Genomic DNA, 14,362 nt, shown 5'->3' on the forward strand with positions numbered 1-14,362 from the left:
CGCGAGACGGGCAGGTGAGCAGTTCAGTGAACTTCTGGGACTACCTCGGCAACCGCCACCAGCAGCTGCTTACGGACGCGTACCAGCACGCCAGCGCGGTCTTCCAGTGCATGGTCGTGGCGACCGTCGTCGGAGTGCTGATCGGCGTCGTCACCTACCGCAGCGCGTGGGCGGGCAATCTGGCCACGACCGCGACCTCCACGATCCTGACCGTCCCCTCGCTCGCCATGATCGGTCTGCTGATCCCCGTCGTCGGCCTCGGAGTCGCCCCGACGGTCATCGCCCTGACCCTCTACGGCCTGCTCCCCATCGTGCGCAACGCCATCGTCGGCCTGCGCGGCGTCGACCCCTCGCTCGTCGACGCGGCGAAGGGCATCGGGATGTCGCGTGCCGCACGTCTCGTCAGGGTGGAGCTGCCACTGGCCTGGCCGCCGATCCTGACCGGCATCCGCGTCTCCACGCAGATGCTGATGGGCATCGCGGCCATCGCCGCGTACGCGTCAGGACCCGGCCTCGGCAACGAGATCTTCCGCGGCATCGGCTCGCTCGGCAGCAAGAACGCGCTCAACCAGGTGCTCGCGGGCACGCTCGGGATCATCGTCCTGGCCCTGCTCTTCGACGCCGCGTTCGTCCTGATCGGCCGCCTGACCATCTCGAGGGGTATCCGTGTCTGAGACCGTGTCCGAGACTGTGTCAGCGTCCGAGTCCGGGACCACGGGCGCGACGATCGAGCTGGAACACCTCACCAAGCGGTACCCGGGCAGCGGTGACCCGGCGGTGGACAGCGTCAGCATGGAGATCAAGGCGGGCGAGATCGTCATCCTCGTCGGACCCTCGGGCTGCGGTAAGTCGACCACGCTGAAGATGATCAACCGGCTCATCGAGCCGACCAGCGGCCGTATCCGCATCGGCGGCGAGGACGTCACCGACATGGACCCGGTGAGGCTGCGCCGGAAGATCGGCTACGCGATCCAGTCCTCCGGGCTCTTCCCGCACATGACGGTCGCCCAGAACATCGCCATCGTGCCGAAGATGATCGGCTGGGGGAAGGCGAAGATCAAGTCCCGGGTCGAGGAGATGCTCGACCTCGTCGGGCTCGACCCGGCCGAGTTCCACGGCCGCTATCCGCGCCAGCTCTCCGGTGGCCAGCAGCAACGCGTCGGCGTGGCAAGGGCGTTGGCGGCCGACCCGCCCGTGCTCCTGATGGACGAGCCGTTCGGCGCGGTCGACCCGATCACCCGCGACCATCTCCAGGACGAGCTGATCCGGCTCCAGCACGAGCTGCACAAGACGATCGTCTTCGTCACGCACGACTTCGACGAGGCCATCAAGCTCGGCGACCGCATCGCGGTCCTGCGGGAGCGCTCGCACATCGCGCAGTTCGACACCCCGGAAGCCATCCTCACCAACCCCGCCGACGACTTCGTCTCGGGCTTCGTGGGCGCGGGCGCGGCCCTGAAGCGGCTCAACCTCACCCGCGTACGCGACGTGGAGATCGCCGACTTCGCGACGGTGACCGTCGACGACCCGCTCCAGACCATCTTCGACAAGCTGCGGGAAAGCGGCACGAACGAACTGCTGCTCCTGGACAAGCGCCGCCGCCCCTACAAGTGGCTGCGGCGCGGCGACCTGATGCGCGCCAGGGGCTCACTGGCCCGCGCGGGCACGCTCGTCCACGACACGGTCACCCGTGACGCCACTCTGCGCGACGCGCTCGAAGCGGTCCTCACGGACAACGCTGGGCGGGTCGCGGTCACCGGGCGGCGCGGTGAGTACACCGGCGTCGTGGACATGGAGACGCTGATGAACTCCGTCCACGAAATGCTGGAGGCCGACCGGCTCGACGCGATGGAGCACCAGCACGAACTGGAGGCGCAGCGCGCCGAGTTGACCCACCACGAGCAGGAAGGCCCCGGAGGGGAGGCGAAGGCGTGAACGGCATCCCCGGGAACAATCCCCGTGTCCCCGACCACCCCCCGGCCCCCGGCGGCGGACCAGGGGCGCGACCCGACGGCGAGCACGAGGTCAAGGGCCATCTCTACCGTGACACGGGCGAGGCCGAGCAGGAGCCGCCGCCCTCGGGCGCTGCCACGGGCCGGCGGCGGCGGATCGGCTGGCAGAAGCTCACCATCCTGCCCGCGTTCCTCGCCCTGGTCCTGCTGCTCACCTGGTGGTGGTTCGAGCAGGCCGACCTGGACTCGATCTCCACGAACGCCCTGGCGGACGGCAACGTCTGGCTCAGGCTCCGCCAGCACATCCAGCTGACGGTGATCTCCACCTTCTTCGTGCTGATCATCGCGATCCCGCTGGGCATCCTGCTGACCCGCAAGAAGCTCCGCAAGGCGGCGCCCGGCGCGATGGCCCTGGCCAACATCGGCCAGGCGACACCGGCGATCGGCCTGCTCGCCCTCCTGGTGATCTGGATCGGCATCGGCGAGAAGGCCGCCCTGATCGGCATCATCATCTACGCCGTCCTGCCGGTCCTCTCCAACACGATCGCGGGCCTGAACGCCAACGATCCGACCCTCCTGGAGGCCGCGCGCGGCATCGGCATGTCGCCGTGGGGAGTCCTCGGCAAGGTCGAGCTGCCGCTGGCCGTCCCGCTGATCCTGGCGGGGGTGCGCACCGCGCTCGTCCTGAACGTCGGCACGGCGACGCTCGCCACCTTCGGCGGTGGCGGCGGGCTCGGCGACCTCATCACCACCGGCATCACCAACCAGCGGATGCCGGTGCTCATGCTCGGCTCGATCCTGACGATCGCGCTCGCGCTCCTGGTCGACTGGCTGGCCTCGCTGGCCGAACTGGTGCTGCGTCCGCGCGGGTTGGAGGCCGGGACATGAGGGTCACGATGCGTACGGCGGCGTTCGGCGTGCTGGGCGGGGCCCTGCTCGTGAGCTGCGGTCTCACCAGCGGCAGCCCGATGGTGGACGACGTGAAGCCGGGCACGATCGGCAAGGGCCTGCCCCTGAAGGGCGTCGACCTCACCGTGACGTCCAAGGAGTTCACCGAGCAGCTCGTCCTCGGCGCGATCATGGGCATCGCCTTCGAGGCGGCCGGCGCGGACGTCCTGGACCGGACGGGCATCCAGGGCTCGATCGGCGCCCGCGAGGCCGTCAAGAGCGGTGACGCGGACGCCATGTACGAGTACACGGGCACCGCCTGGATCACCTACCTCGGCAACTCCGAGCCCATCGACGACCCCCACAAGCAGTGGGAGGCGGTGCGTGAGGCGGACGCGAAGAACGGCGTCACGTGGCTGCCGCCCGCCGAGCTGAACAACACGTACGCCCTGGCCGTCAACCGGAAGAACGAGGCCAAGTACAAGCCGAAGACCCTCTCGGACGTGGCGGCCCTCTCGAAGTCGGACCCGGACGCGGTCACGCTCTGCGTGGAGAGCGAGTTCTCCTCGCGCGAGGACGGGCTGCCGGGCATGCAGAAGGAGTACGGGATGAAGATCCCCGCCTCCAACATCACCAAGATGGACACCGGGATCATCTACACCCAGGTCTCCAAGGGGTCGTGCGTGTTCGGCGAGGTCTTCACCACGGACGGCCGCATCAAGGCGATGGACCTGTCGGTGACGGAGGACGACAAGCACTTCTTCCCCAACTACAACGTCGCCCCGGAGATCAACAGCAAGGCGCTCAAGAGGTACCCGAAGATGGCGGAGGTCCTGGACCCCATCACGAAGAAGCTGAACAACACGGTGGCCCAGGAGCTGAACTCCAAGGTGGACGTGCAGGGTCAGGATCCGCATGAGGTGGCGCTGGACTGGTTGGTGCAGGAGGGGTTCGTGAGGGAGGGGTAGCGCTTGGGTGCGGGGCGCCGCGGGGCGCCGATAGTTGCAAAGACTCCGTTGCAAAAAGCGTTGCAACGGAGTCTTTGCATGTCTACGGTGAAGGCATGACGGACGGCACGACAGACCCCGAGGGCCGGAAGGTCCATACGCTCACCCCTCGTTCCCTGCGGGGCCTCGCGCATCCCCTGCGCATGCAGCTGCTCATCTCGCTGCGGCGCGAAGGCCCGGCGACCGCCTCCCAACTGGCCTCCCGCCTGGGCGAGTCCAGCGGCGCGACGAGTTACCACCTGCGTCAGCTCGCGGCGCACGGCTTCGTCGAGGACGCGCCGGACCGGGGCAAGGGCCGGGAGCGCTGGTGGCAGTCGGCACACCAGGGGACCCGCCTGGACGAGTCCCTCATCAACGACCGTGACCCGGCGGTGCGCGGCGCCGTCGCGGTGTACCTCCACGAGGTCACGACGTTCCATGCCACGGAGACGTCCACCTGGGTCGGCACCCAGCACGACTGGCCCACGGAGTGGAGGGAGAGCTCCGACCTCAGCGACTACACCCTGCGTCTGACGCCCGAGCTCACCGCCGAACTGGCCGGAAAGATCAGCGAACTCATCGAGAGTTACCGCCCGTCGGAGGTCGCCGACACCACCCCGGGCTCAGCCAGGGTGCGCCTGCACACCCACGTCTTCCCGACGCATTACACAGCCTGAGAGGCCACAGCCATGCACCCGGACGTACATCTCCTGCTGCACCACGCCCGCGCCGAAGAGCTCCACCGTGCCGCGCCCTTACGTGACAGCCGGCCCCCGCTTCGCACTCAACTCGGCTGGACCATGGTCGAGTTGGGCCTGCGGCTGGTCAGCAGCTCGGGACCTTACCGCCCCGGTCCAGGGAACGCAGCGCGTCAACCGTGCCCTTCAGCGACGTGATCGGGATCAGCCGCAAGCCCTTCGGCAGCTCCGCCTGAGCGTCCGAGCACTCGTCCTCCGGGACCAGGAAGACGGTCGCACCGTCACGCTTGGCGGCCTGCGTCTTCAGCGCCACACCGCCGACCGGGCCGACCTTCCCGTCCTCGGAGATCGTGCCGGTGCCCGCGATCTTCCGGCCGCCCGTGAGGTCCCCGCCGCTGCCGTTGCCGTCGATCAGGTCGATGATGCCGAGCGAGAGGAAGAGGCCCGCGCTGGGGCCCCCGACCTTGCCGAGGTCGACCTTCACCTTCACCTTGTCGGTGCCGTCCACGCCGTTCGCCTTGAGGTACGAGAGCGCGGCTTGCGTGGCCGTGTCCTGCGACTTCCTCATGTCGCCGAGGTTGTGCTCCTCGACTTCCTTCACGTTGTCGCCCGTGGGGTACACCGAGTCCTTGGGCATCACGGCACGGTCCGTGCGGAACCAGCCGTCCACCACGTCGCTCAGGCTCGCGTCCATGTCGGGCCCCGTGGCCACGATGGTCGTCATCCGCAGCTGCCCCTCCGTCTCGCGCGTGGGCGTACCGGTGATCGTGATGACCGGCTTGCCCTCGCTCTCGCCGAGCACGTTCGCCGTCGACCCCGGCTGGGCCACCGCGAACGGCAACGGCGCGAGCCCGGCGACGGCCAGCAGGGCGACCACGGGAACGGCACAGACGGCGAGGGCCTTGGGGCGCGTGAGGCTAGAGAGGGAGAACACGGGATCAATCTAACGGACGGGGGTTCCCGTCCTGCCGGTCAGCTGACGACGGACGAGGAGAGCACATTCAGCCCGTCCGGCGCTTGAGGACGAACTCGGCGGAGCCGGTGATCGACGGTGCCCAGGAGAACCCGCTCGCCCGCGCGGCCTCAGCGCAACGCATCGGCTACTTCCCTCGCCGCGTCCACCACCCGTGGCCCCACCCGCTCCGGCACGGAGTCCGACAGCATGACGACGCCGACGCTGCCCTCTATGCCGGTCACGCCGACCAGAGGCGCCGCTGCCCCGCTCGCGCCGGCCTCCAGCTCGCCGTGCGTCAGCGCGTAGCCGGGGTCGGTGGCGAGGCCCTGCCGGGCGGCGAGGATCGCGCGGCCCGCGGCGCCCCGGTCCAGGGGATGCCGGAAGCCGGTCCGGTAGGCCACGTGGTAATCCGTCCAGGTCGGCTCCACGACGGCGACGGCGAGGGCCTCCGTGCCGTCGACCAGCGTCAGGTGCGCCGTCGCACCTATGTCCTCGGCCAGCGAGCGAAGCGCGGGCAGCGCGGCCTCGCGCACCAGCGGATGCACCTGGCGGCCCAGGCGCAGCACCCCGAGGCCGACCCTGGCCCGGCCGCCCAGGTCGCGACGGACCAGGGCATGCTGCTCAAGGGTGGCCAGGAGGCGGTACACCACCGTGCGGTTCACGCCGAGCTTGTTCGACAGCTCGGTGACGGTGAGCCCATGGTCGGTGTCGGCCAACAGCTTGAGGACGCGCAGTCCTCGGTCGAGCGTCTGGGAAGTCTCCGCGGTCACGACGCCCACTCCTTAGGTGAGGGTCGACGGCCTCTCTACGCAGCGGTTGCGTCGCCGGTCCCGTGGGCGACGCGCGTCAGAGGCCGCCGGTCGGAACTCCGGCTGCGCTCCGCGGCGGCGCTGCCACGGGGCGTGTACGTTGCGGGGACATTAGCGAGGCCGTCCCGCTCAGCGGAAGACTCCGTCCAGAATCCGGGCACGAGACCGACTGTTAGGGGCGCAATGCCCCATACGCGGGGCGCGTCGGCGGGGGTACGCACGACTCCCGCACACGCGGAACACACCCCTCCCCCTCACACCGGCGGAAGGCACGCTCACTTCACGGACAGGGGCCCGCTCACTTCATGCGGGTGGCCCACTCGCCGACCTTCGCGATCCGCTGCCGCAGCTGCCCGGCGGTGGCCTCGGCGCTCGGCGGGCCGCCGCACGTGCGCCGCAGCTCGGTGTGGATCACGCCGTGCGGCTTCCCGCTCTGGTGGACGTACGCGCCGACCATCGTGTTGAGCTGCTTGCGCAGCTCCAGCATCTCCTTGTGGGAGACCACGGGCCGCCGCTCGGCGGGCAGTTCGAGGAGATCCGCCTCCTCGTCGGGCCGCTTCTTGCTGTGCGCGATCTGCCGGGCCTGCCGCTTCTGGAGCAGCATCTGCACCTGGTCGGGTTCGAGGAGGCCGGGGATGCCCAGATAGTCCTGCTCCTCCTCGCTCCCCGGGTGCGCCTGCATCCCGAACTCCGCACCGTCGAACAGGACCCGGTCGAAGACGGCGTCGGACTCCAGCGCCTCGAAGGAGAACTGCTCCTGCTCGCCGGTGTCCTCGTCCTCCTGCTTGTTCGCCTCGTCCATCTCCTTCTCGGACTCGGCGTAGGGGTCCTCCTCGCCCTCCTTCTTCGGCTTGTCGAGCACGTGGTCGCGCTCGACCTCCATCTCGTTGGCGTGGCCGAGGAGGTCGGGGACGGTGGGCAGGAAGACGGACGCGGTCTCGCCGCGCCGCCGGGAACGCACGAAACGCCCCACGGCCTGCGCGAAGAAGAGCGGCGTCGAGATCGTGGTCGCGTACACGCCCACCGCGAGGCGCGGCACGTCGACGCCCTCGGACACCATGCGGACGGCGACCATCCACCGGTCGGTGCTCGCGGTGAAGTCGTCGATCCGCTTCGAGGCGCCCGTGTCGTCGGAGAGGACGACGGTGGCCTTCTCCCCGGTGAGCTCGCGGATCAGCTTGGCGTAGGCGCGGGCGGAGTCCTGGTCCGAGGCGATCACGAGCCCGCCCGCGTCCGGGATGGCCTTCCTGACCTCGGTCAGCCGCTGGTCGGCGGCCTTCAGCACGTTCGGCATCCACTCGCCGCGCGCGTCCAGGGCCGTCCGCCAGGCCTGCGAGATCGCGTCCTTGGTCATCGGCTCGCCGAGCCGCGCGGCGATCTCGTCACCGGCCTTGGTGCGCCACCGCATGTTGCCGGAGTAGGACAGGAAGATGACCGGCCGGACGACGCCGTCGCCCAGCGCGCTCCCGTAGCCGTACGTGTAGTCGGCGGCGGACCGCCGGATGCCGTCGTTCCCCTCCTCGTACGTGACGAAGGGGATGGGGTTGGTGTCGGACCTGAACGGCGTACCGGTGAGCGCGAGGCGCCGGGTGGCGGGCTCGAACGCTTCGAGGCAGGCCTCGCCCCACGACTTCGAGTCTCCCGCGTGGTGGATCTCGTCGAGGATCACCAGGGTCTTGCGCTGCTCGACGCGGTTGCGGTGCAGCATGGGCCGCACGCCGACGCCCGCGTACGTGACGGCGACGCCTTGGTACTCCTTGCTGAGCGGCCCCGCGCTGTACTCCGGGTCCAGCTTGATGCCTATGCGGGCCGCGGCCTCCGCCCACTGCTTCTTCAGGTGCTCGGTCGGCGCGACCACCGTCACCTGCTGCACGACATGGTGGTGCAGCAGCCAGGACGCGAGCGTCAGCGCGAAGGTCGTCTTGCCTGCGCCGGGTGTCGCGACGGCGAGGAAGTCACGCGGCTGCTCCTGGAGGTACCGCTCCATCGCGCCCTGCTGCCAGGCTCGCAGCTTGTTGGCGGTGCCCCAGGGGGCGCGGCCGGGGAAGGCGGGAGAGAGGTGGTGGGAGGAGGCGGAGTTGGCGGCGGTGGTAGTCACGGTCTCCGGGTTTTGACGTCTGGGGTAGGTACGACAACCGGGCCACCCTACCGGTGAAGGTTGACGCCTCGCGGAGAGCGGCACGGCCCCCGGGACGGGTGCGACGGGTCTCACACGGCGACCTCAGGCCGGGCGTTCCTCCAGGCGCGTCGCCACCCACGCCCCCACCAGGGCGACCGCCGCCATCGGCAGGAAGACGGCGACGAAGGCCCCCGGGTGCGATCCGCCGACCCCGGTGGAGCCGTGCGCGTCCACCATCCCGCCGCCCAGCGCGGCGAAGGCGGCGCCTCCCGCGGCCAGGAGCAGGGCGTTGGAGAGGCCGTCGGAGATCTGGAGTGCGGCGGAGTTGGCTCCCGCGTCGGCGGGCGGCGAGAGCCGGAGCAGCAGGACGCTGGTGGACCCGATGACGGTGCCCATGCCGAGACAGCCGAAGGCCCAGGCCACCGCCACGATCCACACCGGGACGGCGTCGATCAGGACGGTGGGAGCGGCGGCGATGGAGGCGGTCACCAGGAGCATCCCGACGACCATGAGCCGGGTACGGTGCGGCTCCATGCCCGGCCGCGACTGCACGAACGACCCGAGCGCCCACGTCGCACCGCCCACGGCGAGCGACAGCCCCGCCATGGTCGGCGAGAGCCCCCGCTGGGTGACGAGCATCAGCGGTACGAACGACTCGGCGGCGATGAAGGACCCGGCCGCGATGCCCCGCAGCAGCACGACGGAGGGCAGGCCGCGAGCGGCGCGGTACGTGCCGCGCGGCAGCAGCCCGAGGACGGCGGGCACGAGGACCACCGCCCCGACCGCGGCGGGCAGCAGCGAGAGCCAGCGCAGCTCCTGACCCGCGTACTGGAGGAGTCCGGCCCCCAGCGAGATCCCGAGCGCGAGCCGGATGCGACGGCGGTCGAAGGGGCCGGCGGGCACATCGGAGACGGGCCCGGCGGCCCGCTGCCGGATCTGCGGCAGCGCGATGGCCAGCGGCGCCACGACGAGCACCGGGATGCCGATGAAGACCCAGCGCCAGCCCAGGTGCTCGGTGACGGTCCCGGAGACCAGGGGCCCCACCACGGACGGCACCACCCAGCTCGCCGCGAACGCCGCGAGGATGGACGGCCGCAGATGCTCCGGGTAGGCGCGGCTGACGACCACGTACAGCGCGACGATGACGAGCCCGCCGCCGAACCCCTGCACGGCACGGCCGAGGATGAACATCCACATGGCCTGGGCGGTCCCGGAGAGCAGCAGCCCCGCGGCGAACGCGGCGATCCCGCAGGCCAGCGGCCCCAGCGGCCCGCGCCGGTCGGCCCACTGCCCGGAGAGCACCATGCCGAAGAGGCTGGTGGTGAAGTACGCGGAAAACCCGAAGGCGTAGAGGGAGACACCGTCCAGCTCACGGGCGGCCACCGGCATCGCCGTCCCCACGGCGGTCGCCTCGAAGGCGATGAGCAGCACCACGGAGACGATGCCGAGACTGAGCGCGCGGTAGGGCGCGCGGAGCACTCCGCCCTTGAGCTCGGACGGCGGGACTATCGGGGCGGCTGCGACTTCGGCGTCGCGTGGTTCCAGGGCGCTCATGCCCGCCAGCGTAAGGGGCGTGGCGGGCTATGACCCCTGTCCGGGGTCGGTCGGCTTCTGGTCCCTTGGTCGTACGTCTCCGGCTGTCTGCGGGTCAGCTCGCGGAGGCGTACGTGATGAAGTCGCCCCATGCGGCGGGGGTGACGGCGAGGCGGGGACCTTGGGTGTTCTTGGAGTCGCGGATGTGGATGGTGGCGGGGGTGGTGGCTACTTCTACGCAGTCCTCGCCGTTACTGCTGCTGCTGAAGCTGCTCTTTCGCCACTCCAACGCGACCTCGACACAGTCGTTGCCGTCGCCGCTGCTGCTGTAGCTGCTCTTGAACCACTCCAGTTTGGAGGCGTCCCCGGCAGAGGCCTTGCGGATCATGTCTCTCCCAGCACTTGTTCGATGAAGGCCAGCGACTTCCGCGGCGTGAGAGCTTGAGCCCGGATCATCCCATAGCGCAACTCAAGGATCCTGAGCTGTTTCGGATCAGATACCGGCCGGCCACTGAATGCTCCCTCAGAACGCCCTACTGCCGTGCCGTCGGGGAACTTCAGCACCTCGATGAGCCCGCCCGTACCGGGATGCTCTTCGCAGCTGGTTGGCATCACCTGGATCGCCACGTTTCTCAACTGGCCCACTTCCAAGAGGCGTTCAAGCTGGCGGCGCCATACCATTGTGCCTCCAACTGGGCGACGTAGCGTCACCTCCTCCTGGACGAAGCTCAGCGCCGGAATGGGGTCACGCTCGAAGATGGACCGGCGACCCATTCGAGCGGCCACCATGCCATCCATCTCGTCCAGCGTGTAGGCGGGCAACCACCCCGCGAAGAGTGCGCGCATATGCTCCTCTGTTTGCAGCAGCCCGTGGATGTTGTGGTTGCTGTACAGCAAGACCTCAACCGCCCGCTCCTCCAGCTTCGCCAGCTCCCGTACCTTCTTTGGATACCGGGCCTCCCGCATCTCCTTCTTCATCGCGGAGACGAGCCCGCCCGCGTTCAGGAACTCGTCCACCTTGTCCAGATACTCGGGACGAGGAATCCGCGCCCCGCGCTCGATCTTCCGGATGAGGTCTTCCCCGTACCCGATGGCCTCCCCGAACTGGGCTACCCGAAGGCCCGCTGCCTCCCTCCACAACTTGAGCTGGTGGCCAGTCATCTCGACCACCGCACTGATTTCGTCGTCCTCAGGATCGATGTCCCAACCAGGCTCATCCGCCCCGTCGTTACATGCCTCGCCGCCACTGTTCACGCCCACCACGCACCTCCGACGTACCGTCCAAGCCCAACGCGCACTCGTACCCGTACGTCACCCCGGACAGCCGGGACAAGCCGGGACAAGCGCGGGACAAACGCGGTACGCACAGTCCGCGCCGCTGTTCACGGTACGCACGCCCGGCCACGCTGAGTGACGTGAATCAAGAAACCGCCCGCACTTCGACCCCCGTGCGCCAGTTCACGATCCTGCTCTCCGCCACCCGCAGAGGCGCCCGCCTGGCTCGGCTTCTCACAGGCGAGCAACTCCGCGCCCAGGGGCTCCCGTTCGAGGCCGCGGAGCAGATCGTCGCCGAGTTGGCGAGCAACGCCGCGCTGCACGGGCACGTACCCGGCAGAAGTTTTCGACTGACGCTGACACTCACCGGGGCGGCCACGCTCCGTATCGAGGTGACGGATGCGAGGGCGGACCGCAGCCCACCGGCAGACGTCCAGCTCCCGCCCGTCTACGCCGAGTCGGGCCGAGGCCTGTTCCTGGTCGCCGCCCTGTCCGACCGCTGGGGCACGGAACACGGCTCGCCCCTCTGCAAAACAGTTTGGGCGGAAATTGATGTCTCCGACCCCATTTGATCCGATCGAGGTTTCCACGCCCTGGCGGCCCCGCGATCGGCGGGGCGCGACATCAAGTACGTAAGAAATGAGGGTGAGAACCTCCCCCACCCACCCCAAACCCCGCCGCCGTCACTCACACGGGTGATCTCCCCCAACGCAACTGGCGCATATGCCAGTTCGCGGTGCAAGCTCGGCCTCGACAACTCCAGACATAGGACGGCCCTCGCCGGGACTGCAATCCCAGTGCGAGGGCCTGACACCAAGGAAGAAGCAACCTTCCCGATGGCTGATCAGCAGCTTAACGCGCCCCCGTGCGCAGCGTCCCCCGTTCCGTCCTCCGGGATCGGGCACGACAACCGCCGCCACGCGGACCGCTTCACCGTGGTCGGCAACCACCTCACCCAGCACCGGGATCTCTCCCTCACGGCGATCGGCCTGGCCGCCCACATCCAGTCGCTGCCCGCCGGCGCCAAGGTCAGCATCAAACGCCTGGCGGAGCGCTTCCCCGAGGGGGAGGTCCGTATCGCCGCTGCCCTGCGCGAGCTGGAGGCCCACGGCTACCTCACGCGCACTCGGGAACGTCTGCCGTCGGGGCAGGTGATCACGCGAACGGTGTCGTACAACAACCCGCCCGCGATGACGGCAGCCCAGCCATCGCCGACGCCTGCCCCGCCACCCCCTCCCCCGGAAGCGCACGACACCGCCGCGACCACCCTCCTCACGGACCTGCGGCGCCACGATCCCCGCCTCCTGCTCGCCGAACGCGACGTACACCGCCTCGCACCGGCGGCCACGGCCTGGCTGGACCGGGGCATCAGCCCGGAGGCGGTGCGCCGCACGCTCACGGCAGGGCTCCCCACCTCCCCGATCCACCACCCGGCGGCCCTGCTGGCCCACCGCCTCACGGAGTTCCTGCCACCACCGCTCCCGGCCACCCCGGCGCCCCCATCACGCCCGGACCCCCTCCAGAACTGCGACCACTGCGACCGCGCTTTTCGGGCCCCGGGGCCGGGTTACTGCCGCGACTGCACCGCACCAAGCGCTACGACAGCGGCGTAGTATATACGTGCTAGCATTCCGTATATACGCAAGGGAGTGGTCATGACGAAGATGCTCATCGACATCGATGACGAAGCGCTCGCCGAGGCCCAGAAAATCCTGGGCACGGCCACCAAGAAGGACACCGTGAACCAGGCCCTCGCCGACATAAGGCGGCGCTCCGTACGCGCGGAGGCTCGTCGTGAGCTGGCCCAGCTCGTCGCCTCCGGCGCGATCGACCTCGACGCCCTCAACGAGAAGCACGGCTACGACTCCTACGAGGACCTGCACAAGCCGACCGGCAAGGACCAGACACCCGCCGCATGACCGTGCACTTCCTGGCCGACAGCTCGGCCCTCACGCTTCTGCTGCCCGACCTGGACGATCGCCACGGCATGAATCAGACGATCGACGCCGGACTGGTCGGGATCTGCGACGTGACCGAGCTGGAGTTCCTCTACACCGCCCGCTCGGCAGCCGACCGCGCCATAATTCTGCGCGCCCTGAACCTCGCCTACGCGTGGGTCCCCGTTCCCGACAGCGTTTACGCACGCGCACGCGAGGTCCAGCACACGCTGACCAATCGCGGCGAGCACCGCGCACCGGGAGTCGTGGATCTGCTCACCGCCGCGACCGCCGAACTGACCGAGCGCACGCTGCTCCACCGGGACCACGACTTCGAGACGATCGCGCGCCACACGGGGCAGCCCACGCTCTTCCTCGGCGCCTGAGCGCGCCGTGAATCATGAACGGGGTGTGGCAGTCCCGTTGCGGCAGCCGGAGATCCCTTGAGCGCGCCCGCCGGCCACGGCTAGGTTCAAGGAGTCGAGTTCAACTCGGCCGTGTGCCCGAGTGGTTCAGGGGCTGGACTGCAAATCCAGTTACGCGGGTTCGATTCCCGCCACGGCCTCCACGATCAAGGGGCGCGCCCCGAAGGGGCGCGGGGAACTGCGCGACCAGCCACGACGGACCCGCACGCGACGGACCCGCACTCGACGGACCTGCTCGCGACGGTCCCGCCTCCGTCTGGCTAGACCCGCGCCTCGTCGAGCCCCGCGAGAATCGCGTCCACCGTCTCGTCGACCGTCAGGTCGGAGCTGTCCAGCCAGAGGCCGAGCCTCGGGGTCGTGGAGCGGAACCCCGCGTCCAGGTCCTCCACCGTCCACGCGCCGTACCCGGTCTTGCCGCGCCCGGCCTCCCGCGCGGCGACCGCGTCCGGGCGCGGGGCGAGCACGACGACGTGCACGGGGTGCGTACGCAGCAGATCCACGTACGTCTTCAACTCCTCGCCCAGGATGACGTCCTGGACCACCGCGACGAAGCCCGCCGCCGCGTACGCGTCCGCCGTAGCCGCCGACAGGCCGTAGCGCAGGCGGAGTTGGGCCGCCGCCTCGTCCGAGGCGCCGGGCTCGTACTCCTGGCCGCCCGACACGATCATCCGGCGGAAGACGTCGCCCCGCACATGCGCCGCGCGCGGAAGGCGTTCGGCGAACGCCTGCGCCACCGTGGACTTGCCCGAGGCCATGATGCCGGTGATGACGACGACCCCGGCCAG

The 14,362-nt window shown here is 69.6% G+C and carries 16 protein-coding genes and 1 tRNA gene; 10 read left to right on the forward strand and 7 right to left on the reverse strand.

The features are described 5' to 3' along the window. Positions 1-26: 26 nt before the first annotated feature. From ACWFRU_RS30415 to ACWFRU_RS30435, 5 genes are all read left to right on the forward strand, one after another. On the forward strand, positions 27-674 hold the full coding sequence (locus ACWFRU_RS30415) for an ABC transporter permease (protein WP_453691406.1): 648 nt from the start codon (positions 27-29) through the stop codon (positions 672-674). Continuing rightward, on the forward strand, positions 667-1,935 hold the full coding sequence (locus ACWFRU_RS30420) for a betaine/proline/choline family ABC transporter ATP-binding protein (RefSeq protein WP_453691314.1): 1,269 nt from the start codon (positions 667-669) through the stop codon (positions 1,933-1,935). Before ACWFRU_RS30415 ends, ACWFRU_RS30420 begins: the two co-directional genes overlap by 8 nt. A gap of 5 nt (positions 1,936-1,940) precedes the next feature. Further along, entirely contained in the window at positions 1,941-2,840 is a 900-nt protein-coding gene (locus ACWFRU_RS30425) for an ABC transporter permease (protein ID WP_453691407.1), read from the forward strand. Beyond that, entirely contained in the window at positions 2,837-3,808 is a 972-nt protein-coding gene (locus ACWFRU_RS30430) for a glycine betaine ABC transporter substrate-binding protein (RefSeq protein ID WP_453691315.1), read from the forward strand. The genes ACWFRU_RS30425 and ACWFRU_RS30430 overlap by 4 nt, the downstream gene beginning before the upstream one ends. 95 nt (positions 3,809-3,903) lie before the next feature. Then, complete coding sequence (locus tag ACWFRU_RS30435; RefSeq protein ID WP_453691316.1) at positions 3,904-4,503, forward strand: ArsR/SmtB family transcription factor; 600 nt, start codon at positions 3,904-3,906, stop codon at positions 4,501-4,503. Positions 4,504-4,651: 148 nt separating this feature from the next. On the opposite strand, the gene ACWFRU_RS30440 is transcribed toward ACWFRU_RS30435, so the two are convergent. The 6 genes from ACWFRU_RS30440 to ACWFRU_RS30465 all read right to left on the reverse strand — a co-directional run bounded on the left by ACWFRU_RS30440 (position 4,652) and on the right by ACWFRU_RS30465 (position 11,194). Then, positions 4,652-5,458: a S16 family serine protease gene (locus tag ACWFRU_RS30440; protein ID WP_453691317.1), complete on the reverse strand. Its 807-nt coding sequence runs from the start codon at positions 5,456-5,458 to the stop codon at positions 4,652-4,654. Positions 5,459-5,607: 149 nt separating this feature from the next. Beyond that, positions 5,608-6,249 (reverse strand): IclR family transcriptional regulator, encoded by a 642-nt coding sequence (locus ACWFRU_RS30445; protein ID WP_190080202.1) that lies wholly within the window; start codon positions 6,247-6,249, stop codon positions 5,608-5,610. Between the two features lie 337 nt (positions 6,250-6,586). After that, complete coding sequence (locus ACWFRU_RS30450; RefSeq protein ID WP_453691318.1) at positions 6,587-8,386, reverse strand: DEAD/DEAH box helicase; 1,800 nt, start codon at positions 8,384-8,386, stop codon at positions 6,587-6,589. Positions 8,387-8,509: 123 nt separating this feature from the next. After that, the gene (locus ACWFRU_RS30455; RefSeq protein ID WP_453691319.1) at positions 8,510-9,961 is read right to left on the reverse strand and encodes an MFS transporter; all 1,452 of its coding nucleotides are present in this window, start codon (positions 9,959-9,961) and stop codon (positions 8,510-8,512) included. A gap of 94 nt (positions 9,962-10,055) precedes the next feature. Continuing rightward, on the reverse strand, positions 10,056-10,328 hold the full coding sequence (locus ACWFRU_RS30460; protein WP_453691320.1) for a DUF397 domain-containing protein: 273 nt from the start codon (positions 10,326-10,328) through the stop codon (positions 10,056-10,058). Then, on the reverse strand, positions 10,325-11,194 hold the full coding sequence (locus tag ACWFRU_RS30465) for a helix-turn-helix domain-containing protein (RefSeq protein ID WP_453691321.1): 870 nt from the start codon (positions 11,192-11,194) through the stop codon (positions 10,325-10,327). The genes ACWFRU_RS30460 and ACWFRU_RS30465 overlap by 4 nt, the downstream gene beginning before the upstream one ends. A gap of 161 nt (positions 11,195-11,355) precedes the next feature. On the opposite strand from ACWFRU_RS30465, the gene ACWFRU_RS30470 reads away from it, so the two are divergent. From ACWFRU_RS30470 to ACWFRU_RS30490, 5 genes are all read left to right on the forward strand, one after another. Then, entirely contained in the window at positions 11,356-11,787 is a 432-nt protein-coding gene (locus ACWFRU_RS30470) for an ATP-binding protein (RefSeq protein ID WP_453691322.1), read from the forward strand. 264 nt (positions 11,788-12,051) lie between these two features. Continuing rightward, complete coding sequence (locus ACWFRU_RS30475) at positions 12,052-12,828, forward strand: helix-turn-helix domain-containing protein (RefSeq protein WP_453691323.1); 777 nt, start codon at positions 12,052-12,054, stop codon at positions 12,826-12,828. A gap of 42 nt (positions 12,829-12,870) precedes the next feature. Beyond that, a complete protein-coding gene (locus ACWFRU_RS30480; RefSeq protein WP_453691324.1) occupies positions 12,871-13,134 on the forward strand; it encodes a type II toxin-antitoxin system VapB family antitoxin in 264 nt (87 codons plus the stop codon). Then, on the forward strand, positions 13,131-13,538 hold the full coding sequence (locus ACWFRU_RS30485) for a PIN domain-containing protein (protein ID WP_453691325.1): 408 nt from the start codon (positions 13,131-13,133) through the stop codon (positions 13,536-13,538). Before ACWFRU_RS30480 ends, ACWFRU_RS30485 begins: the two co-directional genes overlap by 4 nt. Before the next feature lie 107 nt (positions 13,539-13,645). After that, positions 13,646-13,720: transfer RNA gene (locus tag ACWFRU_RS30490), tRNA-Cys, on the forward strand. A gap of 117 nt (positions 13,721-13,837) precedes the next feature. Here ACWFRU_RS30490 and ACWFRU_RS30495 read toward each other — a convergent pair. Then, on the reverse strand, positions 13,838-14,362 hold the full coding sequence (locus tag ACWFRU_RS30495; protein ID WP_453691408.1) for an AAA family ATPase: 525 nt from the start codon (positions 14,360-14,362) through the stop codon (positions 13,838-13,840).

The organism is Streptomyces sp. NPDC055099 (assembly GCF_053607685.1).